This is a genomic window from Desulfitobacterium elongatum (assembly GCF_055378975.1).
This window is the reverse complement of record NZ_AP038772.1, coordinates 4,714,761-4,740,690: the sequence shown is the minus strand read 5'-3', so window position 1 is coordinate 4,740,690 and position 25,930 is coordinate 4,714,761. Positions and strand designations below refer to the sequence as shown.

General features: G+C 46.1%; 22 protein-coding genes, 2 tRNA genes and 1 rRNA gene. All 25 read left to right on the top strand.

The annotated features are described in order from the left end of the window. Positions 1-213: 213 nt before the first annotated feature. The 25 genes from ACZ42W_RS22270 (at position 214) to ACZ42W_RS22150 (ending at position 25,854) form a co-directional block, all read left to right on the top strand. A complete protein-coding gene (locus tag ACZ42W_RS22270; protein WP_464167425.1) occupies positions 214-2,304 on the top strand; it encodes a SpoIIE family protein phosphatase in 2,091 nt (696 codons plus the stop codon). Positions 2,305-2,322: 18 nt separating this feature from the next. After that, positions 2,323-3,750, top strand: coding sequence for a tRNA lysidine(34) synthetase TilS (gene tilS, locus ACZ42W_RS22265; protein WP_464167424.1), 1,428 nt, complete (start codon positions 2,323-2,325; stop codon positions 3,748-3,750). 137 nt (positions 3,751-3,887) lie between these two features. Next, positions 3,888-5,891 carry an ATP-dependent zinc metalloprotease FtsH gene (gene ftsH / locus ACZ42W_RS22260; RefSeq protein WP_464167423.1) on the top strand — a complete coding sequence of 668 codons (2,004 nt, stop codon included), beginning with the start codon at positions 3,888-3,890 and terminating at the stop codon, positions 5,889-5,891. Between the two features lie 13 nt (positions 5,892-5,904). Continuing rightward, the gene (ndk, locus tag ACZ42W_RS22255; protein ID WP_464167422.1) at positions 5,905-6,354 is read left to right on the top strand and encodes a nucleoside-diphosphate kinase; all 450 of its coding nucleotides are present in this window, start codon (positions 5,905-5,907) and stop codon (positions 6,352-6,354) included. A 100-nt stretch (positions 6,355-6,454) separates the two neighbouring features. Further along, a complete protein-coding gene (locus tag ACZ42W_RS22250; RefSeq protein ID WP_464167421.1) occupies positions 6,455-7,165 on the top strand; it encodes a DUF881 domain-containing protein in 711 nt (236 codons plus the stop codon). After that, positions 7,165-7,854: a DUF881 domain-containing protein gene (locus ACZ42W_RS22245; RefSeq protein ID WP_464167420.1), complete on the top strand. Its 690-nt coding sequence runs from the start codon at positions 7,165-7,167 to the stop codon at positions 7,852-7,854. The genes ACZ42W_RS22250 and ACZ42W_RS22245 overlap by 1 nt, the downstream gene beginning before the upstream one ends. Positions 7,855-8,334: 480 nt before the next feature. Then, positions 8,335-10,005, top strand: coding sequence for a formate--tetrahydrofolate ligase (locus ACZ42W_RS22240; protein WP_464167419.1), 1,671 nt, complete (start codon positions 8,335-8,337; stop codon positions 10,003-10,005). 129 nt (positions 10,006-10,134) lie between these two features. Further along, a complete protein-coding gene (locus tag ACZ42W_RS22235; RefSeq protein ID WP_464167418.1) occupies positions 10,135-10,626 on the top strand; it encodes an HD domain-containing protein in 492 nt (163 codons plus the stop codon). Positions 10,627-10,730: 104 nt separating this feature from the next. Next, complete coding sequence (gene folP, locus ACZ42W_RS22230) at positions 10,731-11,951, top strand: dihydropteroate synthase (protein ID WP_464167417.1); 1,221 nt, start codon at positions 10,731-10,733, stop codon at positions 11,949-11,951. After that, positions 11,941-12,309 carry a dihydroneopterin aldolase gene (gene folB / locus ACZ42W_RS22225; protein WP_464167416.1) on the top strand — a complete coding sequence of 123 codons (369 nt, stop codon included), beginning with the start codon at positions 11,941-11,943 and terminating at the stop codon, positions 12,307-12,309. Before folP ends, folB begins: the two co-directional genes overlap by 11 nt. Next, positions 12,306-12,776: a 2-amino-4-hydroxy-6-hydroxymethyldihydropteridine diphosphokinase gene (gene folK, locus ACZ42W_RS22220; protein WP_464167415.1), complete on the top strand. Its 471-nt coding sequence runs from the start codon at positions 12,306-12,308 to the stop codon at positions 12,774-12,776. Before folB ends, folK begins: the two co-directional genes overlap by 4 nt. A gap of 258 nt (positions 12,777-13,034) precedes the next feature. Then, entirely contained in the window at positions 13,035-13,892 is an 858-nt protein-coding gene (locus ACZ42W_RS22215; protein ID WP_464167414.1) for a Rossmann-like and DUF2520 domain-containing protein, read from the top strand. 139 nt (positions 13,893-14,031) lie between these two features. Continuing rightward, positions 14,032-14,271: a hypothetical protein gene (locus tag ACZ42W_RS22210; protein WP_464167413.1), complete on the top strand. Its 240-nt coding sequence runs from the start codon at positions 14,032-14,034 to the stop codon at positions 14,269-14,271. 30 nt (positions 14,272-14,301) lie between these two features. Next, positions 14,302-15,153 carry a pantoate--beta-alanine ligase gene (gene panC, locus ACZ42W_RS22205; protein ID WP_464167412.1) on the top strand — a complete coding sequence of 284 codons (852 nt, stop codon included), beginning with the start codon at positions 14,302-14,304 and terminating at the stop codon, positions 15,151-15,153. Then, complete coding sequence (panD, locus tag ACZ42W_RS22200) at positions 15,154-15,537, top strand: aspartate 1-decarboxylase (RefSeq protein ID WP_464167411.1); 384 nt, start codon at positions 15,154-15,156, stop codon at positions 15,535-15,537. Positions 15,538-15,644: 107 nt separating this feature from the next. Beyond that, positions 15,645-17,282: an L-aspartate oxidase gene (gene nadB, locus ACZ42W_RS22195; RefSeq protein ID WP_464167410.1), complete on the top strand. Its 1,638-nt coding sequence runs from the start codon at positions 15,645-15,647 to the stop codon at positions 17,280-17,282. Then, positions 17,248-18,123, top strand: coding sequence for a carboxylating nicotinate-nucleotide diphosphorylase (nadC, locus tag ACZ42W_RS22190; RefSeq protein ID WP_464167409.1), 876 nt, complete (start codon positions 17,248-17,250; stop codon positions 18,121-18,123). The genes nadB and nadC overlap by 35 nt, the downstream gene beginning before the upstream one ends. Before the next feature lie 3 nt (positions 18,124-18,126). Beyond that, complete coding sequence (locus tag ACZ42W_RS22185; protein WP_464167408.1) at positions 18,127-19,104, top strand: biotin--[acetyl-CoA-carboxylase] ligase; 978 nt, start codon at positions 18,127-18,129, stop codon at positions 19,102-19,104. A 109-nt stretch (positions 19,105-19,213) separates the two neighbouring features. Then, positions 19,214-19,990 (top strand): type III pantothenate kinase, encoded by a 777-nt coding sequence (locus ACZ42W_RS22180; protein WP_464167407.1) that lies wholly within the window; start codon positions 19,214-19,216, stop codon positions 19,988-19,990. A 26-nt stretch (positions 19,991-20,016) separates the two neighbouring features. Then, positions 20,017-20,982: a tRNA dihydrouridine synthase DusB gene (gene dusB, locus ACZ42W_RS22175; RefSeq protein WP_464167406.1), complete on the top strand. Its 966-nt coding sequence runs from the start codon at positions 20,017-20,019 to the stop codon at positions 20,980-20,982. A 220-nt stretch (positions 20,983-21,202) separates the two neighbouring features. After that, positions 21,203-21,673: a transcription elongation factor GreA gene (greA, locus tag ACZ42W_RS22170; protein WP_464167405.1), complete on the top strand. Its 471-nt coding sequence runs from the start codon at positions 21,203-21,205 to the stop codon at positions 21,671-21,673. Between the two features lie 297 nt (positions 21,674-21,970). Next, the gene (gene lysS, locus ACZ42W_RS22165) at positions 21,971-23,437 is read left to right on the top strand and encodes a lysine--tRNA ligase (RefSeq protein WP_464167404.1); all 1,467 of its coding nucleotides are present in this window, start codon (positions 21,971-21,973) and stop codon (positions 23,435-23,437) included. A gap of 480 nt (positions 23,438-23,917) precedes the next feature. Continuing rightward, a 16S ribosomal RNA gene (locus ACZ42W_RS22160) occupies positions 23,918-25,483 on the top strand. Positions 25,484-25,685: 202 nt separating this feature from the next. Then, a tRNA-Ile gene (locus tag ACZ42W_RS22155) sits at positions 25,686-25,762 on the top strand. 16 nt (positions 25,763-25,778) lie between these two features. Next, positions 25,779-25,854 (top strand) — tRNA-Ala (locus ACZ42W_RS22150). Positions 25,855-25,930 lie beyond the last annotated feature (76 nt).

Below are 25,930 nucleotides of genomic sequence, written 5' to 3'. Positions count from 1 at the left end.
TCATAGTCATAGAGATTGATTACCGCCGAAAGGCGGTTTTTTCTTTTGGGAGATAAATGAAGTAGGATTTTTGGGTATTGACAAGAAAAAATGAGGATTAGAATGAGAAGGTGGAATAGGGTCGAAAGATGTTAGGAATATCTGACTCGGGTAGACAAGCTTTGCTAAAGTCTTAAGTTATAATGTTTACATTAAATGGTAAGAGGTGACATTATGGCTGAATGGGCAACGTTGAAACCAAAGCATGGTCTGCGAAGAGAGCGGATTACCTTAGAGGGGCATCTTTGGCCCTTTGTCCTTGGAGGGCTGATTGCTCGTGGGAGTATCTTAGGGTTGTACCCTTTTGGTATAGGATTTGGAGCGGCCTTAATGCTGAATGGGCGAAAAGGGACCATCATGGGTCTATTGGGGGTTGCGGTGGGCTTATCTTCAATCATTTTGAAGGATCTTCCTACTGCACTTCAGACGCTACTTACCTTACTGATTCTGAGTCTTTCCATTCCGTATCTTCGCGGAAGAAAGCGGGAAGGGGTATATCTAGGGATATTGACCGCTTTCATTACGGGGGTTGTCTCCTTCATCGCTTTGAGTTTTGCTAAACCCGATATGATGATGGGGATGAAAGCCGTTCTTCTAAGTATATTGAATGGCGGCTTCGGAATTATCTTTTGGTATGCTCTCCGTCACCAAGAAGCGATATGGAGAGGAAACTTCACCCGAGAGCAGGGAATTGCTTGGTTAGTCATTTTGATCGGAGTGTTGAGTGGCTTACAAGGGGTTGTAATCGGACACATTAACTTCTCCGTCGTCGTCTTAAGTTTCTTTATTCTATTTGTTGCTGAGCGTTTTGGAGCAGGGGCGGCTGCTGGGGTAGGGGCTATGCTAGGGTTTCTCCCTCAGCTTGAAGTTAGTGTAGAGAACCTCATAGCCGCAGGAATATATGGCCTTGCCGGCTTTGGAACGGGAGTTTTCCAAAAACTAGGAAAACTAGGGATAGGATTAGCCTTCACAGGGATCACGCTGATGTTCACAGTGTATTTACAACCTGATGCTGTATATTCTCAGCTTCTCTCGTCAGGAGTTGGCCTGCTATTGTTTCTCGTTTTCCCGGGTACGACACGCAAGACCGATTTCTTGAAGAATAAGCCGATGCCTGAAGTAGAATCGACGGTGACAAAGGTTAAGACGGTTGCAGAAATCTTTGATCAGATCTCCTACAGTGCGCAGGCTGCTGAAGCCGAGGTCTCAAAATCTAAACCGGAAATCCCTGAGTTAATGAATGTTCTCGTCGAACGAGTATGTAAAACCTGTCCTACGATTGATACGTGTTGGACTCGAGAATTTTATAAAACCTATCACTATTTGTTTAATCTCTTTGAGTTTGTCGAACGAGAGGGAGAAGTAAAGCCTCAGGATCTTCCGGTGGACTGGAAACGTCACTGTGGGAAGCTTAAAGAGATGCTTCTTGGGGTACAATTTATTATGGAGCATGAAAAGAGCTTGGAATCCTGGAAATCGAGGCTTACCGCAAACCAAGAAGCCCTATCACGACAATTCCAAAGTGTATCTCAAGTTATAGGGCACCTTGCCAAAGAGCTCAATGCGCGGCACAATTTCGAACAAGTAAAACCTTCAAGCTTAGCCCGACGTAGAAGACAGTTTCTCGATGTCGGAGTAGCATCCTTCACAAAAAGTGGCAATCCAATGAGCGGAGATAATTATGCTTCCTTGGCTTTCTCACCGACCCATCATGCTTTCATCGTCAGCGATGGAATGGGGGTTGGTGAAGGAGCGGCAAAGCTTAGCTCTACAGCCTTAAATCTTCTGGAGCAATTACTGAATACTGGCTTTGAACCGGAAGGTGCAATCCAGGCCCTAAATTCTATCTTAGTCCTACGATCTCCCGAGGAAAGTTTTGTAACCTTAGATATGGGAATTATGAATTTAGAATCCGATGAGATGAAGCTCATTAAGGTCGGTGCGTGCCCCTCCTATATCAAGGGACAGGATGAAGTTCGTGTATTCGAATCCTCTAGTCTTCCTGTGGGGATATTAAACCATATCGAAATTTCGATCATTGAAGAGGAATTGCTTGCGGATGAATACTTGGTGCTTGTCACAGATGGGATTCAGGATATACTAAAAGATGGGACAGATTGGCTAAGAACTTTCTTAGAAAAGCAACAACCTAATACTTCTCAAGAAGTCGCGGATGGAATCGTCCGTGAGGCCAAAAGCATGAGTTCAAATGAAATGTTTGATGATGGAGTTGTTTTAGTTGTTAAGAAGAACGTTCTGGAATGATAGGAGGTCATTGCAGGCTTGTACGAGAAGCTGAAGCAGCAGATTTTGCCGCAACTTATTCCACCACATTCTCGAATTCTAGTGGCTGTTTCTGGAGGTCCTGATTCGGTAGCACTGGGTCATATTCTGTGGCGCTATACCAATGAGGCGAAGGATAGGGGACTTTCCTTGGTAATGACGCATGTACACCATGGCGTTCGCAAGGAATCGGATGAAGAAGAGAAGATGGTTAAGACATTGGCGAGGGATTGGGGGATCTCTTGCCTTGTTCATCGTTTTGATGCTAAAGCTTATGCCAAGTCATCCGGGCAATCCTTTGAAACCGCAGCCAGGGAGTGGAGATATACCCGCTGGAAAGAAGATATGGTCAAGGAAGAATGTACTCTCCTTGCAACGGCTCATCATTTGGGAGATCAGGCTGAAACAGTATTATATCGACTGATACGGGGGAGTGGAACAGCTGGATTAGGTGGAATATATCCTCGCAAGGGGAAGGTCATTCATCCTTTTCTATCGATAGGTAAAGAGGAAATCCTTGAGTATTGCCAGAAGGAGCAGCTGCCATCTGCCTTCGATAGTTCCAATGCAGACCTTATCTATACGAGAAATAAGATTCGATTGCAGCTTCTCCCTGAGTTGGAACGAGAATACAATCCTCGAGTCAAGGAAGCCCTCGGTCGGATGGCAGAGCTTTTGCGTTGGGATGAGGAATACTTAACTGAGGATGCCGAGAAAGTTTGGGGAAGATATGCCTTAGAAGGCTCTTCTAGTGAGATTGGCCTAAGACATGAAGTTTTTAAAGCACCGAAGGCGATTCAGTCTCGACTCATTCGGAAGGCAGTGAGCCAAATTTCCGGAGATCCACGAGGAATAGGGTATTCCTATGTTGGGCAGATTATGGATTCAGAGGGTCAGGTTGGCTGGAGTCAGGATTTACCGGGTCTGAGGGTTTCTATTGATTACCATGGCATCTGGTTCAAAAGACCAAAGGACGATGAGGAGAATAAGACTGAGCATGTCTGCTCACCTTTACCCCAAGGGATGAATTTCGGGGAATGGATTCACTGGAAGGATACAAAGGGCCAAGAATGGAAAATCGGACTCTTTGAGGACCAATCAGAAGGTACGTTCGACTCTTACGGATCGTCCCCTGGGAGCGTTGAAATTGAAAAGGTCTATCTTGACCGAAAGAAACTTGAGCAGAATAAGGATTCCCTAAGATGGAGAGAGCGTCAACCAAAGGATAGTATGTGGTTGTGTGGGGTAGGACATAAGAAATTAAAGAAAATATTCCAAGAAGGCAAAGTTGGCAAAGAAGCTAGGCAGGGGGTTCCTCTACTTGCTTACGGAGAAGATATTCTTTGGATTCCGGGTGTGAGAGTGGGGGACCGTTATCGAGCATGCTCAGAAGAAAAAGTCACAGGACTGCTGATACGGGCTTTATAGCACTTTTAAGATGAGCGAGAATAAGAGGTCAGAAGAAGACGGAAGATTCGTTGTAAAAGGGTCTTAACCGTGGTACAATATGTAATATTGCCTCGTAACCCGAGGCGGTTTTTCCAGTAGAGGGGAGGACCAGAGTTTTGAAGTTTTTCAAAAACGCTGCGATTTATTTGCTAATTATCCTACTTGCAATCATGCTCATCAAATGGGCCAACCCGCCCGTAAGCCAGGCCTTGGACATGGATTATACCACGTTCTATAAAGCGGTGGTTGAGGATAGGGTTCAAGAGGTAGTAACAACAACCGACCAGAATGTGAATAGTTATGACGTCACAACGAAAGATGGTAAAAAGCATAATGTGATTGGACCTTCCGGTGACAACGGACTCGTACAAGAAATGGTCAAGCATAATGTATCTTACCGGACCAATCGACCGGCTCAGTCTCCATGGTGGGCTGGCCTGATTTCGACGATGTTACCCATTCTACTCATTGTCGGCTTGTTCTTTTTCATGATGCAACAGACCCAAGGTGGTGGTAACCGGGTCATGCAATTTGGAAAAAGCCGCGCACGCCTTGTGGGTGACGAGAAGAAAAAGGTGACGTTTGAAGATGTTGCTGGGGCAGATGAGGTCAAGGAAGAACTACAAGAAGTTGTGGAATTCTTGAAGTTCCCCAAAAAGTTTAATGAACTTGGAGCGAAAATTCCGAAAGGGGTTCTGCTTTTTGGCCCTCCTGGGACAGGTAAAACTCTCCTAGCACGTGCTGTGGCGGGTGAGGCTGGTGTTCCATTCTTTAGTATTAGCGGATCTGATTTTGTAGAGATGTTTGTAGGGGTAGGTGCTTCTAGGGTTCGGGATTTATTCGAACAAGCAAAAAAGAGCGCACCCTGTATTGTGTTTATCGATGAGATTGATGCTGTCGGACGTCAGAGAGGTGCCGGAGTTGGTGGCGGCCATGATGAGCGGGAACAAACCCTCAATCAGCTCCTTGTCGAGATGGATGGCTTTAACGGGAATGAAGGAATCATCATCATTGCAGCGACTAACCGTCCCGACATTCTCGATCCTGCGCTTTTAAGACCAGGACGCTTTGATCGACAGGTCGTTGTAGATGTACCTGATGTCAGAGGGCGCGAAGAGATTCTGAAGGTTCATGTTAAAGGAAAGCCTATAAGTAATGAAGTGGAACTGAGCGTTCTAGCACGACGGACACCTGGATTTACGGGAGCGGATCTCGCGAATTTGGTGAATGAAGCAGCCTTGCTTTCCGCACGACGAAACGAGAAGGAAATCCGCATGAATGCTTTAGAAGATTCGGTTGAGCGGGTTATTGCTGGACCAGAGAAAAAGAGTCGAGTTATCAGTGAATATGAGAAAAAGCTTGTATCCTATCATGAGGCAGGTCATGCCTTGGTGGGTGAGCTACTGACTCATACAGATCCCTTGCACAAAGTTTCCATTATTCCACGAGGACGAGCGGGAGGATATACTCTTCTTCTTCCTAAGGAAGATCGAAACTATATGACAAAATCTCAGTTGCTCGATCAAGTCACGATGCTCTTAGGTGGGCGGGTTGCCGAAGCCCTTGTCCTTCATGAAATTAGCACCGGGGCATCAAATGATCTTGAACGTGCTACAGGACTCGTACGTAAGATGATTACAGAACTTGGGATGTCTGATGAACTTGGGCCACTAACTTTTGGACAGAAGGAAGGTCAAGTCTTCCTCGGACGGGATATTGCCCGAGATCGTAATTACAGCGAAGCAGTAGCTTATGCAATTGATAAAGAAGCACGCCGAATCATCGATGAGTGTTATCATAAAGCACAGACTCTTCTCCAAGAAAATATGCATAAGCTTGAAGCTATTGCCCAAGCTTTAATGGTAAAAGAGACCCTAGAAGCGAAAGAGTTTGCAGATCTTATGTCCAAGTTCGACCAACCTAAGGAAGCCGCGCAAGTCTCAGAGATCTCTGTGAATCAAGAAGCCAAAGAGGCCGTTGAGACTCCGAATATATCGGTGGAAAGCTCTGATGCTGTAGTATCTACTCCAGAGAGTACTACAGATGAGCTCCAAAATACGGTAAAGACTGAGGGATTGAGCGGGACAACCTGGGAAAACGAAAATAATAAGATCGATTAGGGAGGACGTAGGGGTGGAAAAAACCTTCATCATGCTCAAACCCGATGCTGTACAGCGCGGGCTAGTTGGGCAAGTCATCGCACGATTTGAAGTTAAGGGCTGTAAACTCGTTGGGATGAAACTTATGAACGTCGACCAAGCTTTAGCAGAGCAACACTATGCTGAGCATAAAGGAAAGAGCTTCTTCGAACCAACGGTCAGTTATATTAAGTCTTCTCCAGTGGTGGCAATGGTTTGGGAAGGGAAAAATGTGGTGGCGATTGCCCGTGAACTTATGGGCTCGACAAATCCAGCCAGCGCCAATCCTGGGACGATCCGCGGCGCCTTCGGAATGGATATCAGCCGAAACGTGATTCATGGTTCCGATTCCGTGGCGAGTGCAGAACGTGAGATTGCACTTTACTTCAAACCTGAAGAAATATGCGAATATCGTAAAGCAGGCGAAGAGTGGCTCAGCGAATAATCGTTTCATAGGAATCTTAAAGAGGACACCGTCTTGCGGTGTCCTCTTTCCCAAAGAGCAAGTCAAGACTTTTAACCACGAATAAGAGGTGTATGGAATTATGTCATGGCCGAAAGGTAGTAAGCTCCTCGTTGCGAGCGCTGCTGTTGCACTCGGTATCATGTTTATGACGTTGCTCAAGGTGGGTGGTGTTCAAGGGAGTACCAGTGCAAGAGCTGATACTTCTCTTCCTGCCTTAATTCAAACAGGGCAAGAAAATCTACTGCTCAAAAATGACAATGTAAAGCTTCGGCAGGAACTTGCTAAATATCAGGAGGGTCAGAACGCCTCTAACGTAGTCCTAGAGCAACTTGCTTCGGCGCAACTTAATGCTGGGTTAACTAAGGTTACCGGCCCTGGAATCCGAATTACTCTGGATGACTCAGGGACCCGAGAGAGAAAGGACGACCCCGCATATTACATTATTCATGAAGAATATATTCGAAATATAGTTAACTGGCTATGGAATGGCGGAGCAGAAGCAATCTCTGTCAATGGACAGAGGATCATGAGTAGCACGGAGATATTTTGCAGCGGGGCATTCATTCAGATTAACCAGACGCGCCAAATGCCCCCCTATGTCATCGAAGCGGTAGGAGATGTGAATCATCTTCAATCCGCCTTGAAATTTTACTTTTGGGAACTCTTGGGTGAATATCAAGAGCAGTATGGGATCACCCGTAAACTCGAAACACCAACAGAGCCACTTGTGATTCCTGCTGGGCAAGCTCAGAAGTTTCGCTATGCTGAGCCCATAAAGGGGGCAAAGTAATGAAGAAGCATACACTTGCGATTCCGGTTACTCTTGTTGCAATCGCAATGGGATTCCTTATCACCTTACAGATACAAACCCAGAAGAATGTCGCTGAACTTGAGCAGATTCAGATTCAAAGAACGGGGTCTGTAAAGAACTTGTTAGCAGATGCTCAGGCCGAGAGTCAACAATTAAGGGATGAAAATAAAGTGTTGACAGAGCAGTTAGACCAGGCTAGAAAACTTGGGGGAACCAGCCCTCAGTTACTTGCTGAGCTGGATCGGTATCAGATGATGGAAGGGACAGTGGAGGTCCAGGGACCGGGAATTCTGATTACGATCGATGACCGTCAACAAGAGCATAAAGTAGTCTTTCCCCTCACCCCAGACGATTTACTGAAGATCGCCAACACCCTGAAGTTCGCGGGGGCAGAAGCAATTAGCATCAATGGTCAGAGAATTGTTGGATCGACAGCAATTGTTCTGAGTGGAAGCTCCACAAAGCTAGTGAATCAAGTGCCGATTACCCGGGGAGAAGGGGTACCTTATGAAATCCTTGCCATTGGGAATCAGGATCAACTCTTGGATTATTTCACGAAGTTAGAAGCAGCGACACTCAAACAATCAGGAATTTCCGTCAGTGTTGTACGGAAGACGGTGCAGATTCCATCGTATAAAGGAAGCGCTCCGATTAAGAAACCAACATAAGAAAACCGCCACAGCGAAAGTTTTAATGACGAAAGCTTCCAGTGATGAAAGCTTCCAGTGATGAAAGCCTCCGGTGACGAAAGCCTCCGGTGGAGGGTTTCGCCCGAAGCCGCACGCTCAAAAGATAGCCTAACGGCTGAAGGTGGGTTTCGCCGAAGATGCTTTTGTAGAATCGCAAACCAGACAAACAGTATTAGCTGTGAGAATGAGATAAGGACGTTAGGTCCTGGATAGATTATCTGAATATTAGGGGGGGATCGTCTTGGCAAGGGCAAACCAGACGCTCCCCCTTTTCACTTGATGGAAGTCAATGAGAGAATAAGAACCTTCGGAGAATTTATTACAATCTTCAAAATATTTGTTTGCAACTAGAAGGGAAATTGATATATTTCGCGAAATGATTATAGTAGTACATAACATTTATCGATTACACAATAGTAGAGAACAAGATATTTAAAACGTTGGAAGAGGTGTAGAAAGTTGAAAACAGATATTGAAATTGCCCAAGAGGCCCGTATGAAACCCATTGTGGATGTCGCACAATCTCTGGATTTATTAGAAGATGAGATTGAACTCTACGGGAAGTATAAGGCCAAAATCAATTTAAGTACTTGGGATCGACTTAAGGATCAACCGAACGGGAAGCTCATTCTGGTGACAGCGATCAATCCGACCCCAGCAGGAGAAGGGAAAACGACAACAACCGTTGGATTAGGTCAAGCTATGTCTAAGATCGGAAAGAAGGCAATGATCGCTTTACGTGAGCCCTCCCTCGGACCGTGCTTTGGAATTAAAGGGGGAGCAGCAGGGGGCGGATATGCTCAAGTCGTACCCATGGAAGATATCAATCTGCACTTCACCGGGGATTTCCATGCGATTACTACGACGCACAATTTGCTAGCGGCCCTTTTAGATAATCATATCCAGCAGGGTAATCTGTTGAATATTGATCCTCGCCAAGTCGTGTTCCGTCGGGTTATGGATATGAATGACCGTTCGTTACGTAAAATTATTATCGGTTTAGGTGGACGGACTGAAGGTGTGCCTCGTGAGAATGGCTTTGATATTACCGTCGCTTCGGAAATTATGGCGATTCTCTGCTTATCGAATGATTTGATGGATCTTAAAGAGCGCTTTGGGCGGATTGTTGTGGCTTATACTTACGAAGGTAAGGCGATTACTGCTCATGATCTTGAAGCCGAGGGTGCAATGGCTCTACTCATGAAAGATGCAATTAAACCGAATTTAGTCCAAACTTTAGAAAATACGCCTGTCTTTATTCATGGTGGACCGTTTGCAAATATCGCTCATGGGTGTAATAGTGTGGTAGCCACCAAACTTGCTATGAAACTAGCGGATTATGTCATTACGGAAGCTGGTTTTGGAGCTGACCTCGGGGCAGAAAAGTTTTATGATCTAAAGTGCCGCTTTGCCAACTTGAAACCTGCGGCGACAGTCATCGTTGCTACGGTTCGGGCTCTTAAGATGAATGGTGGGGTTGCTAAGGAAAACTTAGGGCCTGAGAATCTTGAAGCCTTGGCTCGTGGAATTGTTAACCTAGAAAAGCATATTGAAAACATCGGTAAGTTTGGTGTACCTGCCATCGTGGCCATTAACCGCTTCCCGACGGATACCGACGCAGAGTTGGAGTTTATCGCTCAACGTTGCCGTGAACTCGGTGCAGAGTTCGCGCTATCCGAAGTCTTCACAAAAGGTGGAGAAGGTGGTATCGAACTCGCTAAGGCAGTACTCAATATCGTCGATAACAAAGAGTCGAACTTTAAGGTTCTTTACGAATTAGAATTGCCTATTGAACAAAAGATTGAAAAGATCGCTCAAGAAATCTATGGAGCAGATGGAGTAAACTTCACGAAGGAAGCACAAGTTGCTATTAAGAAATACACAGAACTAGGTTATGGTGAATTGCCCGTTTGTATGGCAAAGACCCAGTACTCCTTAACTGATGATCAGAATGTGCTAGGACGTCCTACGGGCTTCAAGATCACCGTTCGGGAAGTACGACTTTCTGCAGGAGCTGGCTTCCTCGTAGCGATAACCGGTGCGATTATGACTATGCCTGGTCTCCCCAAACGTCCAGCCGCGTTGAGAATGGACATTGATGCTGAAGGGAAGATTACCGGATTGTTCTAAAAACTAGAGCAAGATTCTAGTTACAAATGTTTAGCCCCAGAAGGATTTTTCTGGGGCTAATAGCATTGTAGTAAGTTTCCTTTATCTCTGGAAACTAACACGGTATAATGGGACGGAGGAGGAGAGGAAATGATCCCCATAGCTAGAGTCAATCAAATCCTTCAACATAAGTTATATGAGGAATATAGTGCAAAGAATAGGTTTGCTGAGGCTCAGCGGATGTATTGCCGACATGGTTCTGACCATGGAATAAGTGTAGCGAGGATAGCCTATATTTCTCTTCTGGAAAGTAAAGAGATGTCCCTAAGCAAAGAGGTCATCTATGCAGCAGGAATTCTGCACGATATTGGGCGCTGGGTAGAGTATGAAACTCAGGAGAATCATGCCCCAGTCGGGGCACGTTTGGCTGCACCGATTCTACGGGATTGTGGGTTTTCGGAACAGGAAGTAGAGATTATCACTCAAGGGATTAAGGAACATCGCTTAAAGCACTCAGAGGCACAAAGTACGCTTGGACAAGCGCTAGCTCAGGCAGATGATTGGGCGAGAGATTGCAGAAACTGTGAGAGTAAAGTGTCCTGCTATAAATATACAAAGGCCATGGAGGAAATCCTAATTTGAGATTCGTTAGTTAGCAGAAATAAATGAAACCATACTAGTGGAATCCTACATATCGATATTGGAGCCTTTGAATTGGATAAATCAGAATACTAGGGAGGCTAAAGATGAAGGACTATTTTATTCGCTGGATAAAGCTAGATAATGAACAAGAGGCCAAAAAGGCAATGCAGCAGATCGGATCTGATCCAGGCGGGATTGCGCAAATGGCAGGGAAACCCCTTGGACGCGCTTTGAAGATCGAGAATATTCCTCTTCCAGTGGCACATATCCTTAAGCAAGAGATGCTCTCTGTAGGCGGGGATGCCTCTGTTCATCGGAATGTCATCGTCAATAAGATCGAGGCGACAGATATACTTTTGGTCGGGACAGTGCGCCAACTTCGACAATTGGCTCAGAAAATTCTCGCCCAACCTTTTGGACTAAAGGAGCTGGGGCGAAGTCTAAAAGTAGTACTCGAATCATTAGAACCTCCCAAGCCGCGTACCCTCTCGTGCCGTGGAAAAGAGCTTCTCTTGGGAGAAAGGACTTTGGTGATGGGAATTCTCAATATCACACCGGATTCTTTTTCAGACGGCGGGAGATATTTCAACTTGGATACAGCGCTAAAACAGGCAGAGCAGCTTGTTGAGCAAGGAGCAGATATCCTGGATATTGGAGCAGAGTCTACTCGCCTAAACCACAAGGTCGTAAGTGCAGAGGAGGAGTGGAATCGGCTTGAACCCGTTTTGAAAGCACTTGTTTCACGTGTTTCGATTCCAATCTCTGTGGATACCTATAAAGCAAAGGTAGCCGAAAAGGCCCTTGATGTGGGAGTCCATATTATTAACGACATTTGGGGGCTCCAAAAGGATTTGGACATGGCCCGTGTGGTCGGAAAGTATCAGGCTCCAGTCATTGTGATGCATAACCAGCAAGGGACGAACTATCATCATCTGATGGGAGATGTCCTGGCCTTCTTAAGGAAGAGTATCCGTCTGGCTGAGGAACAGGGGTTGAGCGGAGATCAGATTATCGTAGACCCAGGAATTGGGTTAGGTTTCGGTAAGACTCCAGAACAAGACCTAGAAATCATGAGCCGTTTAGATGAACTCAAAGGCCTGGGACATCCCATTCTACTCGGGACCTCTCGTAAATCGATGATCGGGAGTGTGCTTGATCTTCCCGTTGATCAGCGTCTAGAAGGAACAATTGCGACAAGTGTTATCGGTGTGGCCTCAGGAGTCGATATTATACGAGTACATGATGTACAGGCAAATCGGAGAGCAATACAAGTGGCAGATGCGATTTATCGAAAGAAGAGGGGAGAGAACTTTTGTGGGGCGTGATCGAATCTGCTTAAGAGGGTTAGAATTTTTCGCTTATCACGGAGCGATGCCAGAGGAAGAGACTCTTGGACAGAGGTTTTTGATTGATGTAGACTTGTTTAAGGATTTGCGCCGAGTCGGGGAATCCGATCAGGTAGAGGATACCATCAATTATGCAGAAGTATATCAGGTGATAAGAGAAGTGGTCACTGAGGAAAGGTATCATCTGATCGAGAAGTTGGCAGAGCGAATTGCTGATCAGGTGATCACTGAGTTCCCATGTGAAGCCGTACGTGTTGAAGTCCATAAGCCTCAAGCCCCTATCCCTGGGATATTCAAAGATGTTTCAGTCGAAATTTTCAGGGAGCGAAAAGAATGAAAGCTTACATAAGTTTGGGAAGCAATATGGGGGACAGAGGCTTTCATCTGGAGGAGAGCTGCCGAAGGTTGGCAACGCATCCGGATATTCAGCTCCTTAAGGAATCCGGAATTTATGAGACAAAACCATGGGGGCTAACAGACCAGCCCGATTTTTGGAATCAAGTGATCGAGCTTGAGACGAGTTTATCTCCCCTTAGCTTGCTAGACGTTTGCCAGGACATCGAGAATTCCTTGGGACGGGTCCGAAAGATTCGTTGGGGCCCGCGTACTATTGACATTGACCTCTTAAGTTATGATAATAAAGAATGGAAGCATGAGCGACTCATTCTTCCCCATCCCCGCATGGAACAGCGAGAATTTGTACTTGCTCCCTTACGGGAAATCGCCCCAGATTACATCCTTCTTACCGGGCGAACCGTATCAGAGGTTCGAGGAGAAGGAGAGGTCTCGCGCATCGAATCCTAGAAAAAGACAGACAATATCGGATACGAGTTGTACTGCTGAGGGTTCAATAGAAGACTATTCACAATGTACTTGCTATATGTTTCCTAAGTACGGTCTTAGCCGTTACGCTATAACTATATTCTTATATTAAGATTGGAACGGTCAGGCCGTTCCTTACGAAGCCGCTTGGATCATGTTAGACCGAGACGGTGAAGGAAACCAGAGAATAGGGCACCTTCACGTTTGTGGGGGTGCTTTTTGTATTGATGGAGGGGTATTATGAATTTCGGGATTATTGGGGCCGGAATCGTGGGAACCGCTATTGCAATTCGGTTAGAGCAAGCAGGTCATCGCTTGGTCGGGGTACATACACGAAGTGAAGATTCCTATGACCGATTTTGTCGATATCTTCATTGGGAGAAATGCACCATTGAGGAGTGGATTGTAGAGACAGACGTTTTGTTTATTACAACCCAGGATGGAATGATTCGCTCTGCGGCTGAAGAATTGTCGAGGAGAAAGCTATTTAGGCCGGGTCAAATATGGATTCATTGCTCTGGTTCTATGAGCTCCAGAGCTTTGCAAGTCGATCAGAGCTTACCGATTAAGTACTTATCCCTTCATCCTCTTCAAGCTTTTGCAGGAATTGATCAAGCAGTGGAATTGTTAAGAGGGACACACTTTGGGATTGAAGGGGATGCAGAGGATGTTGGGTTAGAAATAGTAAGCCAACTGGGAGGAATTCCACACCGTCTGGATCCAGAGAAAAAGCCTCTTTATCATGCAGGGGCAGTCATCGCCTCAAATTATCTCGTCACTCTAGCAGACCTAGCTGTACGATTGTTTGAACAGGCGGGCATTGCCAAGGAAGAAGCGCTTGAGTCTTTGCTTCCTCTAATGAAAGGAGCGCTACAAAATCTCGGGCAAGTCGGGCTTCCGCAGGCATTAACAGGTCCCATCGCTCGGGGGGATGTGGAAGTGCTCCAATCTCATCTTGAACAAATGCCTGTAAAGATTGAGTCAGTTTATCGGGCTCTTGGATTGTATACATTAGAAATAGGGCAAGCGAAGAAGGAAATGAATGGAGGAGAGTATCCGAAGGACGTGTGGGCGGAGTTGAATCGACTTCTAAAGTAGAGTCACAGTACCTATAGATAGAGGAAAGTCTCGGGTAAGTAGCTTTTCACACAGCGTTCACTCAATAGCTCCAGGGCTCGAATGCGGCGGAGCATTCGGACGAAGGCCTCACTTGCTTCCGAGGGAGTACCTTCAGCGGATGAGTATCATTTGTGGAATGCCGCCTCGGGAGAAAATGTCCACTGGACACTTTCGTTGCCAAACCCTTCTGCTAACTGCATGTGAACCGGTGGCGCCACTATCCATTAAAAGCATAGTTCGATTTGACGCCCTTCCGCTAGAAGTCGTTCAGCTAAGGCCGAAAGCCTACCACGGCTTTCGTTCTGCGCGAAAAGCTACGTTATCGGGTCTTTTGGTCTTTCTAAAAGTTTTTTGGTGATAAAAGATTCTAGAAAGGAATGATAGATAGATGATCATTTGTAAGCGAATTTCTGAAGTCAGGGAAATCTTAAAAGGGCAGCGGGAGAAAGGGAGTCGCGTCTCTCTAGTGCCGACGATGGGGTATTTGCATCGGGGACATCTCACTTTAGTTGAAGAGGCGAAGCGGGATGGAGCATTCGTTGTTATGAGTATTTTTGTGAATCCGCTTCAATTTGGTCCGAAGGAAGATTTCTCGAGTTACCCTAGGGATTTAGAGCGGGATGCTAAGCTAGCTGAAGAGGCGGGGGTGGATATTCTCTTTAATCCAGAGGTCGAGGAAATGTATCCGAGTAAGAATCTAACGCATGTCGAGGTAGGGGAGCTTGGAGATAGCCTTTGCGGAGCCTCCAGACCGGGACACTTTAGGGGAGTGACAACTGTCGTCAGTAAGCTATTCCATATCGTGCAACCGGATCGCGCTTATTTTGGGCAGAAGGATTTTCAACAGTATTTGATTATTCGCCGGATGGTACGAGATTTGAATTTTTCAATTGAGATCATTGCTGTACCTATCGTAAGGGAAGAAGACGGTCTGGCCTTGAGTTCGAGAAATGTATATCTGAGTCCAGAGCAACGCATTGAAGCTCTGGTCCTTAATCGGAGCTTACAGGCAGCGGAAGAGTGGATTCGAGATGGGGAGCGACGGGCTGAGGTGATTGAGGAGCGAATTAAAGAAAAAATAAGAAGTGAAAGCTCTGGGGAGATTGATTATGTAGAGATTCGTTCGGCCGAGACTTTGGGGAAAGCTATAGATATCAACGAATTGGTTGTGATTGCGCTAGCTGTTCGTTTTGGAGCTACACGCCTGATTGATAACAAAATTGTAGAGGGGAAGATATAGATGTTTCGAACGATAATGAAGTCAAAGATTCACCGTGCAGTGGTGACAGAAGCGAATTTGAAGTATGTAGGGAGTATCACAATCGACGAAGAGTTGCTTGAGATAGCAGATATTCTCCCTAATGAAAAGGTGCAGGTTGTGAATAACAATAATGGAGCTCGTTTAGAGACGTATGTTATTCCTGGAGAACGGGGATCGGGGACGATCTGTCTTAATGGGGCAGCCGCGCGGTTAGTACAAGTAGGGGATGAAGTGATTATCATTTCCTATGGGATTTTTACAGATGAGGCAGCACGGACGTATCGGCCGAAGATTGTTTTTGTGGATACAGAGAATAATCCTGTGAAGTTAACGGATGAAGAGGTTCATGGGAGCGAGTCTTGACACATAGTGACAAGCAGTCCTAGAATTAAGAGAAGATTATGTCATCCATAAATTGGAGTAAGGGAACCTGTCATACAGGTGGGCATTTTGCCGGATGGGAGGATGAAATGCGACGTTATATAGTGCCTTGGCACCCGGAGGAAGTGTCCGTCTATTCAACGGAGGTTCTGGTTTTAGGTAGTGGAATCGCTGGGTTGTATACGGCTCTGAAAGCGAGTGAAAGTTTAGAAGTTACGGTGCTCACCAAAAAAGAAATCCCTGAGGGTAATACGAAGCATGCTCAGGGCGGGATTGCAGTTGCTTTGGACGAGGATGATTCTCCCTCTCTGCATTATGAGGATACACTTTATGCTGGAGCCGGATTATGTGACCCAGAGTCTGTTCGGGCACTCGTTGTGGACGGCCCGCGCAGGGTTGAAGAGCTGATTGGTATGGGGGCTAATTTTGATCAACTTAATGGCCACCTTGCCTTTACACGGGAAGCAGCTCATAGTCGGCGGAGAATCCTTCATGCTCACGGGGATGCAACCGGAGGAGAAATCGAGCGAACGTTAGTTGCACAGACTCTCTTGAATTCCAAAATATCAGTTAAGGAAGAACGCTTTGTTCTCGATCTATTAAAAAATGCCCAAGGCGAGATCATTGGGGTTTTAAGTCTTAATGAAAAAGATCAGAACCTTGAGATTTATTTAGCACGTGCGGTCGTATTAGCTACTGGCGGACTAGGCCAGCTTTATTGCTATACCACAAATCCTGAGGTCGCTACAGGAGATGGGATAGCTGCAGCCTTTCGGGCGGGTGCAGAATTGATGGATATGGAATTTGTTCAATTCCATCCCACCGCTCTTTTTATTCCGGGTGCCCCTCGCTTTTTAATTTCTGAAGCAGTACGAGGAGAAGGAGCGCAGCTTCTGAATTCCCAAGGGGAACGATTTATGGAAAGTATTCCAGGAAAAGAGTTAGCCCCTCGAGATGTCGTGGCACGGGCGATTTGGAAGGAACAAATGAAGGGTCAAGTCTTTTTGGATTTCCGGCCACTTGGTAGAGAAAAGGTATTGAATCGTTTCCCCATGATTTATCAAACCTGTCTGGAATATGGAGTGGATGTATTAGTAAACCCACTCCCAGTGGCGCCCGCCGCCCATTATATGATGGGGGGAGTTCGAACGAATACTCAGGGAAGAACGAATTTACCCTATCTTTATGCCAGTGGAGAATGTGCGTGTAACGGCGTTCACGGAGCAAATCGCCTGGCGAGCAACTCTTTGTTGGATGGATTAGTCTTCGGGGGACGCATCGTTGAGGATATCATGGGTATCTCCCGACCTATGCCCCAATTGAGTGATATCATCTCTCTTGATAAAGAGGTCATGTCTGAATCGGTAGTTCAAGGATATAAAGATGAGAAGCCAAAACGTAAGCTGGAACGTAAGGAACTTCAAGAGCTCATGTGGGAGTACGTTGGGATTGAACGTGAGGAAGAAGGCTTGGAAAAAGCTTTAACTCTCATTGGGGATTGGGATATTTCATTCAAACCTAGCCGTTCCGTAGATGAATTAGAGCTTGAGAACCTGTTGACCGTTGGCCGTTGTGTTGCCCGAGCGGCTCGAGCTCGGATCGAAAGCCGAGGTGGACATTTCCGCTCAGATTATCCAGTCATTGATGACCTTCGTTGGCAGAATCATTCGATACAAGAGAGGGAGACTGAAGATGTTCGCTGTGTTCCAATATCAAGAGTTGATTGAAAGGGCTTTACAAGAAGATTTAGGGACGGGAGATTTAAGCTCTGCTATTTTTCCGAAGAGTGCTATGACACGCGCGAAGATATACTCTAAACAAAAGGGTATTGTCTGTGGATTAGAGGTTGTAGAGCAGGTGTTTAAGACGATTGATTCGCAAATGGAGATTAAGAGGTTAAGGGAAGATGGAGAATCGGTGAAAACTGGAACCGTTGTTCTCGAACTTTTTGGGTCGGTACGCTCTATTCTGATGGCCGAGCGTGTGGCACTCAACTTTTTACAGCACCTCTCGGGAGTCGCGACAAAAACCCATCAGGCCGTTGAGGATGTTTCGGGATTACCGGTTAGAATAACCGATACAAGGAAAACGTTACCCGGGATGAGGATGCTACAAAAATATGCAGTGCGCATGGGTGGCGGTCAAAATCATCGCTTTGGGCTCTATGATGCAGTAATGCTTAAGGATAACCATATAGCCGCGGCAGGCAGTTTAGCTCGTGCAGTAGAAGAGGCACGACGTCATGTTGGACAAATGGTAAAGATCGAAGTCGAGTGCGAAAGTCTTAGGCAAGTCGAAGAAGCCTTAGAAGCTGGAGCGGATGTCATTATGCTTGATAATATGGATATCCAAGCGATGAAAGAGGCCGTCAAACTCATCGATAAGAAAGCAATCGTCGAGGCTTCCGGTGGGATAACGAAGGATTCTCTAAGAGCCGTGGCTGAGACGGGTGTCGATGTAATTTCCCTAGGGGCTCTGACGCATTCAGTGAAGGCATTGGATTTCTCATTAGATATAGGGGACATCAAAGAAGCCACCCGTGAGCGGTGGCAAAAGGGAGAATTTTAGGGCGTGCGTGAAAAAATCCTAGATCTGCTGGGGAATCAGCAGGGAGAGTTTTTATCGGGCGAAAGCATCAGTCTGAGCCTGAATATCACTCGGGCTGCAGTCTGGAAACAAATTCAGGCCCTTAGAAAAGTGGGCTACGAGATTGAAGCTCAGACAAAAAGAGGTTATCGTCTTGTTAAAGCGCCAGCTTCTTTAGACGAATGGGCTCTTAAGCGGGAATTAAGAACAGCCGCTTTAGGCAGACAACTATGTCTTTTCGATGAATTATCCTCGACGAATGATTCGGGCAAAGACTTAGTTCGGCAAGGTGGGGATCATGGCACGGTTGTTTTAGCTAAGCGTCAAATGACTGGCCATGGTCGTATGCAAAGGGTTTGGGAGTCCCCTCTGGGCGGACTTTGGATGAGTGTCCTACTTAAGCCAAAGCTTAACCTAGCCGATGCAGCAAAGCTCACCTTAAGTGCGGGGGTTGCCCTAGCGAGAACCTTTAGAACTCTTTATGACTTAAAGGTAGGGATTAAATGGCCCAATGACTTAGTGTATGAAGGGAAGAAGATAGCGGGAATTCTGGGAGAAGTCGCAGGAGAATGGAATACTGTACAAACCCTGATCCTTGGGATTGGGGTCAATGCGAATTTTGCGCGACAGAATTTGAGCCCTGAATTACCGGCAACAACCCTAAGGGAGCTATTAGGACATGAAGTCAATCTAAATCAATTGGCGGCGATGATTCTTCTTGAATTGGAAAGAGAAGTGCTGGCCTTGGAACAAGGAGATGCTCAGGGGCTAAGAGAACGTTGGACCTCTTTCGCTGTTGGGTTAGGAAGCCCTGTCGTTGTGGAGCGAGCAGGGGAGACTTTTACAGGGATTTTCCAAGGAATTCAGGAAAATGGGGAACTTGTCCTAAATCAAGAAGGCAAGGAAATTTCCTTTTCCTCTGGAGAAGTCAAATTAAGAACTGAGGGACAATATTGTCCTTAATGGCGGTTAGTCATCGGGAAGAGCACTTTCGGGTAAATGTTTGACGCGGGAATCTGGAGCGAAAGAAAATTCGTTGACGAAAAGTGAATTCGGATTAAGGAGAATGAAGATGATCCTTGTATTTGATGTTGGGAATACGAACATTGTGCTTGGAGTTTATAACCAAAGAAAACTTACCCATCATTGGAGGGTTTCTACGGACAAATCAAGGACAGTCGATGAATATGCTGTTGTGATAAAAAGCCTTTTTGATTTCAGTGGATTAACCTTTAAAGATATTAAGGCAGTAGTCATGTCCTCTGTCGTCCCGCCGGTTATGCCGACCCTAGAAAACTTAGCACGAAAATATTTTGACGTAGAGCCACTCGTTGTCGGGCCTGGGATAAAGACCGGCATGCCTATAGTCTATGATAATCCGCGCGAAGTAGGCGCCGACCGTATTGTAAATGCTGTGGCTGCTTATCATAGGTATGGAGGTCCTCTTGTTATCGTAGATTTTGGGACAGCAACAACCTTTTGTGCCATATCCAGGCGTGGTGAATATCTCGGGGGGGCTATTGCTCCAGGGATAGGAATCTCGACGGAAGCCTTATTTCAACGCGCCTCTAAGCTTCCTAGGATTGAGATTGTCAAGCCGAAGAGTGTCATTGCTAAGAACACCGTAGCTGGAATGCAATCGGGAATATATTATGGCTTTATAGGCCAGGTTGATGGTATCGTTCGACTTATGAAGCAAGAGTTGGGGGCCGAAACGAAAGTCATTGCCACTGGAGGGTTGGCTGAACTCATTTCAGAAGAATCTCGGGAGATCAATTCAGTCGATCCATTTCTCACCTTAGAGGGGTTGCTGTTGATCTATGAGAAAAACCATGACCAGCATTCCTAACATTCTGGAAGGGAATTACTAATATCATGAGATTAGGGAAATTTGACTTAGGCGTTCCAGTATTTCTTGCTCCGATGGCAGGGGTAACAGATAAGGCTTTTCGTGAAACTGTTCGATCCGTTGGAGGACGCTATGTCTGGACAGAAATGATTAGTGACAAGGCCTTGACGTACTTGAATTCTAGAACCTTGGAAATGCTTGACTTAACTGGAGAAAAATCTCCACGAATTGTTCAGCTATTCGGATCGGAGCCGGAGGTGATGGCAAAAGCTGCATGCTTGGCTGTCACTAAAGACGCAGAAGTTATTGACATCAATATGGGTTGCCCTACCCCGAAGATCGTGAAGAATGGAGAGGGTTCTGCTTTGTTACAGAACCTTTTCTTAGCTGAGCGCATTGCTGAAGCAGTTGTCAAGGCAGTACAGGTTCCAGTTACGGTGAAAATGCGCTTGGGATGGACCCATGAGGCGATGGTTGCACCTGAACTCGCTAAACGCGTGGAAGCGGTAGGAGTGCAGATGGTAAGTGTTCACGGGCGAACTCGGGAGCAGTTTTACTCAGGAACTGCAGATCGAGCTTGGATCAAGAAAGTTAAAGAAGCGGTTCAAATCCCTGTGATTGCAAATGGGGATATTTTTTCTCCCCAAGAAGCTAAGAGAGTTCTTGAGGAAACAGGTTGCGATGGAGTGATGGTTGGCAGGGGATCTCTCGGGAATCCTTGGCTCCTCCCTCGGATTGAAAAATATTTAGCAGAGAAAATTTTGCTTCCGGAGCCATCTCACCAGGAAAAAATAAAAGTAGCCTTGGAGCACTTCGAAAGAGTACTTCACTATAAGGGAGAACGCATTGGGCTGAACGAAATGCGCAAACACGCAGTGTGGTATATCAAAGGAATAAGGGGCGCAGCCCAATTGAGGGACCAGATTATGCAGACAAAAACCCCTGATGAGATGAGAAGTTTATTCCAAAAGATTTTAGAGGAGAACGCATAACCTTAGCCATTTTTGGAAGAATAGGAGGACATTAGTTCTTAGAAAGGGACATAGCGGAATCCTTGACAATATTTTGAAGCCAACATATAATACCAGTAATGCAAAAGAATGAACTTACATATTCTTACATCAAGGGAAATTTAGTCTGTTGGATTAAAGTGAAAGCGCGCAGTTAGAAGACGTGCAATATGTAGGACGAGAAAAGGGAGCGGATACTAATATGGCCGAAAAGGAAGTTATTCTAACCGTTGAAGGATTGAAGAAACACGAGGATGAACTAGAAACTTTAAAGACGGTCAAACGTCGTGAAGTGGCAGAGCGAATCAAGCAGGCCATCGACTTTGGAGATATTAGTGAGAACTCAGAATATGATGATGCAAAAAATGAGCAAGCCTTTATCGAGGGACGAATTATTACTCTCGAAAAAATGTTAAGAAATGCTCGAGTGATTGACGATACAGAAGATAGAGAAGTAGCAGCTCTAGGTACCACAGTCGTTTTAAAGGACCAAGACTTTGGGGATGAGGAAGAATATACGATTGTTGGTTCAGCAGAAGCGGATCCTGGAGTAAACAAGATTTCAAATGAATCTCCTGTAGGAAAAGCAGTCTTAGGGAAACCGAAAGGAACAGTCGTCGAAGTCAATGTTCCTGCTGGGGTTTTACATTACGAAATTATCGATATAAAATAGTCATTATAAGACTTAAACACGATTTTGGGTTTACACGACAAAAAAGTCGGCAAGAGTTCTTGCCGACACTTTGTTTTAGCTATACTAAAGTATCTTTTAGGATTACATAACACAACTAGGGCTTTCGCCTTAATAAGACTGACAAGTGCGAAAACAGTGTTTTAACAAGTGCGAAAACAGTGTTTTCGGGGGCGAAAGCCAAGTTTTGTTTAGCTGCTTTAATTAACGATGAATATTGTTTAAGCGAGTCGAGATTTGGTAAAATTGTAAAAGAACAAAGGTTTGGGGGTATATTAAATGGATGAGATGAATGATCTCTGGCGAGTTCGATTAGAAAAGCTTGATCTTTTTAGACAGCAAGGAATCGAGCCCTATGCAGATCGGTATCAGAGAACACATATGGCACAAGAGGTATTAGATGGTTTTGATGCTCTTGAGGGGCAAGAAGTGAAGATTGCGGGTCGGATCATGTCCAAAAGAGACCAAGGAAAGGTCATTTTTGTCCACATTCAGGACTTTAGCGGTCAGGTACAAGCCTATATCCGGAAGGATGATGTTGGCGAGGAATGGTTCGAGCTGATATCTAAATTCGACATCGGTGATATTATCGGGGTAAAAGGAATGGTATTTCGTACAAGACGCGGAGAAATATCGGTTCACGCGACTGAAGTTCAGCTCTTGTCCAAGGCCATGCGTCCTCTGCCAGAGAAATTCCATGGTTTAACGAATGTGGAATTGCGTTATCGCCAACGTTATGTGGATTTAATTATGAATCCAGAAGTAAGAAACGTATTTGTCATGAGAAGTAAAATTATCCGAACGATGCGGAACTATTTGGAGAGTCAAGGATTTCTTGAAGTTGAGACACCGACGTTGCATACCATACCTGGTGGAGCAGCGGCTCGCCCCTTTATAACTCATCACAATACCTTGGATATGGATCTCTATCTGAGGATCGCTTTAGAGCTGCCTCTTAAACGCCTAATTGTTGGAGGCTTTGATAAGGTCTTTGAGATCGGCCGTAATTTCCGTAACGAAGGTATCTCTATCAAGCATAACCCTGAGTTTACCATGATGGAGCTTTACCAAGCGTATGCGAATTTCGAAGACATCATGGAATTGACAGAGAACATGATTTCGGCGATTGCCAAAGAAGTTCATGGGACAACTGAGGTTACGTATCAAGGACAAGCTATAGACTTTAAGACACCCTGGCGCCGTTTGCCGATGCTGGACGGGATCTTAGAGTATGCTGGAGTGGATTTCCGAACAATCTTGACCGATGAACAAGCTCAGCAAGTCGCTAAAGAAAAAGGCCTCCATGTAGAAGCGGGGAGTTCACGTGGGAAGATTATCAATGAGTTCTTCGAAGAATTTGTTGAGCCCAATCTAATACAACCAACCTTCGTAACTGGGCATCCCGTAGAAATTTCCCCACTAGCCAAGAGAAATGCCGAGCATCCGGAATATACGGATCGCTTTGAAGCGTTTGCCTATGGTAGGGAATTAGGGAATGCATTTTCCGAGTTAAATGATCCGATCGATCAGAGACAACGCTTTGAGGCCCAAGTTGCTGAACGTGTGAAAGGGGACGACGAAGCGCATATGATGGATGAGGACTTTGTCCAAGCGTTAGAATACGGGCTTCCACCGACGGGTGGCTTGGGGATTGGAATAGACAGGCTCGTTATGCTAATGACGGATTCTCCTTCGATCCGTGATGTTATCCTATTTCCCACGATGCGTCCTAGGGATGAGGATTAGAGCTCTGATCTACATGTTTAGAGGGATTAAGTCCATTAGCTAAACTTACTCAAGGGAGACGGGATCAACGTCTCCCTTCGTCATATCTTTAATTCGGCTTGAACATAGATATGATCGAGTAAGATGAAATATAGCAAATACGCGAGATATCTAGCGTAAGCAAGAATCTAATTAGGAGTAAACATCTATGATGAGGAAATACGGTGATTGAGAAGATAGTTAGGCCTATGGTATAGTATCAAAGGTCGGTCGCGCGGTAAGCACTACCGAACATCGACTGTCGAAAAGTTACCGAAAAAGTAAATACAGCAGTTGACAAATCAGGTTCTTCCTGATATCATTTATAAATGTCGCCACTAAGTGCGACACACGGTGAAAGCCGTAAAATGGTCTTTGAAAACTAAACAACAAGGAACAGCCAATGACTCGTCAAGAGTTAAAGATTTAGATAATTTGAGCAATCAAATTTTCTTCATAAATTTTATGGAGAGTTTGATCCTGGCTCAGGACGAACGCTGGCGGCGTGCCTAACACATGCAAGTCGAACGGAGAACTCAATAAGCTTGCTTAGAGAGTTCTTAGTGGCGGACGGGTGAGTAACGCGTGGGTAACCTACCCATTAAATCGGGACAACCCTTGGAAACGAGGGCTAATACCGGATACGCTTAAGAGCTGGCATCAGCTTTTAAGGAGAGGTGGCCTCTGAAAATGCTACCGATAATGGATGGACCCGCGTCTGATTAGCTAGTTGGTGGGGTAAAGGCCTACCAAGGCGACGATCAGTAGCCGGCCTGAGAGGGTGAACGGCCACACTGGGACTGAGACACGGCCCAGACTCCTACGGGAGGCAGCAGTGGGGAATCTTCCGCAATGGACGAAAGTCTGACGGAGCAACGCCGCGTGTACGACGAAGGCCTTCGGGTTGTAAAGTACTGTCTTCAGGGACGAACGGTGCGGGTGTAAATAATGCCTGTACATGACGGTACCTGAGGAGGAAGCCCCGGCTAACTACGTGCCAGCAGCCGCGGTAATACGTAGGGGGCAAGCGTTGTCCGGAATCATTGGGCGTAAAGGGCGCGTAGGCGGATATTTAAGTCTGGTGTGAAAACCTAGGGCTCAACCCTGGGAGTGCATCGGAAACTGGGTATCTTGAGGACAGGAGAGGAAAGTGGAATTCCACGTGTAGCGGTGAAATGCGTAGATATGTGGAGGAACACCAGTGGCGAAGGCGACTTTCTGGACTGTAACTGACGCTGAGGCGCGAAAGCGTGGGGAGCAAACAGGATTAGATACCCTGGTAGTCCACGCCGTAAACGATGAGTGCTAGGTGTAGAGGGTATCGACCCCTTCTGTGCCGCAGTTAACACAATAAGCACTCCGCCTGGGGAGTACGGCCGCAAGGTTGAAACTCAAAGGAATTGACGGGGGCCCGCACAAGCGGTGGATTATGTGGTTTAATTCGACGCAACGCGAAGAACCTTACCAAGGCTTGACATCCACAGAATCCTGAGGAAACTTAGGAGTGCCCTTCGGGGAGCTGTGAGACAGGTGGTGCATGGTTGTCGTCAGCTCGTGTCGTGAGATGTTGGGTTAAGTCCCGCAACGAGCGCAACCCCTATATTTAGTTGCTAACGAGTAAGGTCGAGCACTCTAGATAGACTGCCGGTGACAAACCGGAGGAAGGTGGGGATGACGTCAAATCATCATGCCCCTTATGTCTTGGGCTACACACGTAATACAATGGCTGGTACAGACGGAAGCGAAGCCGTGAGGTGGAGCGAATCCGAGAAAGCCGGTCTCAGTTCGGATTGTTCTCTGCAACTCGAGAACATGAAGTCGGAATCGCTAGTAATCGCAGGTCAGCATACTGCGGTGAATACGTTCCCGGGCCTTGTACACACCGCCCGTCACACCACGAAAGTCTGCAACACCCGAAGCCGGTGAGGTAACCCGAAAGGGAGCTAGCCGTCGAAGGTGGGGCCGATGATTGGGGTGAAGTCGTAACAAGGTAGCCGTATCGGAAGGTGCGGCTGGATCACCTCCTTTCTAAGGAGAACGGTTCACTCTAGTAGTGAGCGTATCCTATGGTCGATCCTTTGAAGGACTGATGCGAAAGCATTAAGAGTTCAAAGGTGAAGAGTCGAAAGACTCGAAATGCCGAAGAGGCAAAACAGGGAAACCTGTAAAGAGCTGTTTGAGTGCAAACTACTTGTTGTTTAGTTTTGAGAGACCAAAAATCTCTCTGATTGGGCTTATAGCTCAGTTGGTTAGAGCGCACGCCTGATAAGCGTGAGGTCGGTGGTTCGAGTCCACCTAGGCCCACCATTTAAGTTGATATTGTGGGGGTATAGCTCAGCTGGGAGAGCACCTGCCTTGCAAGCAGGGGGTCAGCGGTTCGATCCCGCTTACCTCCACCATAATAAAATTTGAATGGTTTTTTGGTTTCTAAACATGTTCTTTGAAAACTGCACAGAGAAAAAGAAATTAACTGTA

Coding starts and splice junctions, on each gene's coding strand:
- ACZ42W_RS22270 (WP_464167425.1), top strand. CDS start 214: ATGGCTGAATGGGCAACGTTGAAACCAAAGCATGGTCTGCGAAGAGAG.
- ACZ42W_RS22250 (WP_464167421.1), top strand. CDS start 6,455: ATGTCATGGCCGAAAGGTAGTAAGCTCCTCGTTGCGAGCGCTGCTGTT.
- ACZ42W_RS22245 (WP_464167420.1), top strand. CDS start 7,165: ATGAAGAAGCATACACTTGCGATTCCGGTTACTCTTGTTGCAATCGCA.
- ACZ42W_RS22235 (WP_464167418.1), top strand. CDS start 10,135: ATGATCCCCATAGCTAGAGTCAATCAAATCCTTCAACATAAGTTATAT.
- folP (WP_464167417.1), top strand. CDS start 10,731: ATGAAGGACTATTTTATTCGCTGGATAAAGCTAGATAATGAACAAGAG.
- folK (WP_464167415.1), top strand. CDS start 12,306: ATGAAAGCTTACATAAGTTTGGGAAGCAATATGGGGGACAGAGGCTTT.
- ACZ42W_RS22215 (WP_464167414.1), top strand. CDS start 13,035: ATGAATTTCGGGATTATTGGGGCCGGAATCGTGGGAACCGCTATTGCA.
- ACZ42W_RS22210 (WP_464167413.1), top strand. CDS start 14,032: ATGAGTATCATTTGTGGAATGCCGCCTCGGGAGAAAATGTCCACTGGA.
- panC (WP_464167412.1), top strand. CDS start 14,302: ATGATCATTTGTAAGCGAATTTCTGAAGTCAGGGAAATCTTAAAAGGG.
- panD (WP_464167411.1), top strand. CDS start 15,154: ATGTTTCGAACGATAATGAAGTCAAAGATTCACCGTGCAGTGGTGACA.
- nadB (WP_464167410.1), top strand. CDS start 15,645: ATGCGACGTTATATAGTGCCTTGGCACCCGGAGGAAGTGTCCGTCTAT.
- nadC (WP_464167409.1), top strand. CDS start 17,248: ATGTTCGCTGTGTTCCAATATCAAGAGTTGATTGAAAGGGCTTTACAA.
- ACZ42W_RS22180 (WP_464167407.1), top strand. CDS start 19,214: ATGATCCTTGTATTTGATGTTGGGAATACGAACATTGTGCTTGGAGTT.
- dusB (WP_464167406.1), top strand. CDS start 20,017: ATGAGATTAGGGAAATTTGACTTAGGCGTTCCAGTATTTCTTGCTCCG.
- greA (WP_464167405.1), top strand. CDS start 21,203: ATGGCCGAAAAGGAAGTTATTCTAACCGTTGAAGGATTGAAGAAACAC.
- lysS (WP_464167404.1), top strand. CDS start 21,971: ATGGATGAGATGAATGATCTCTGGCGAGTTCGATTAGAAAAGCTTGAT.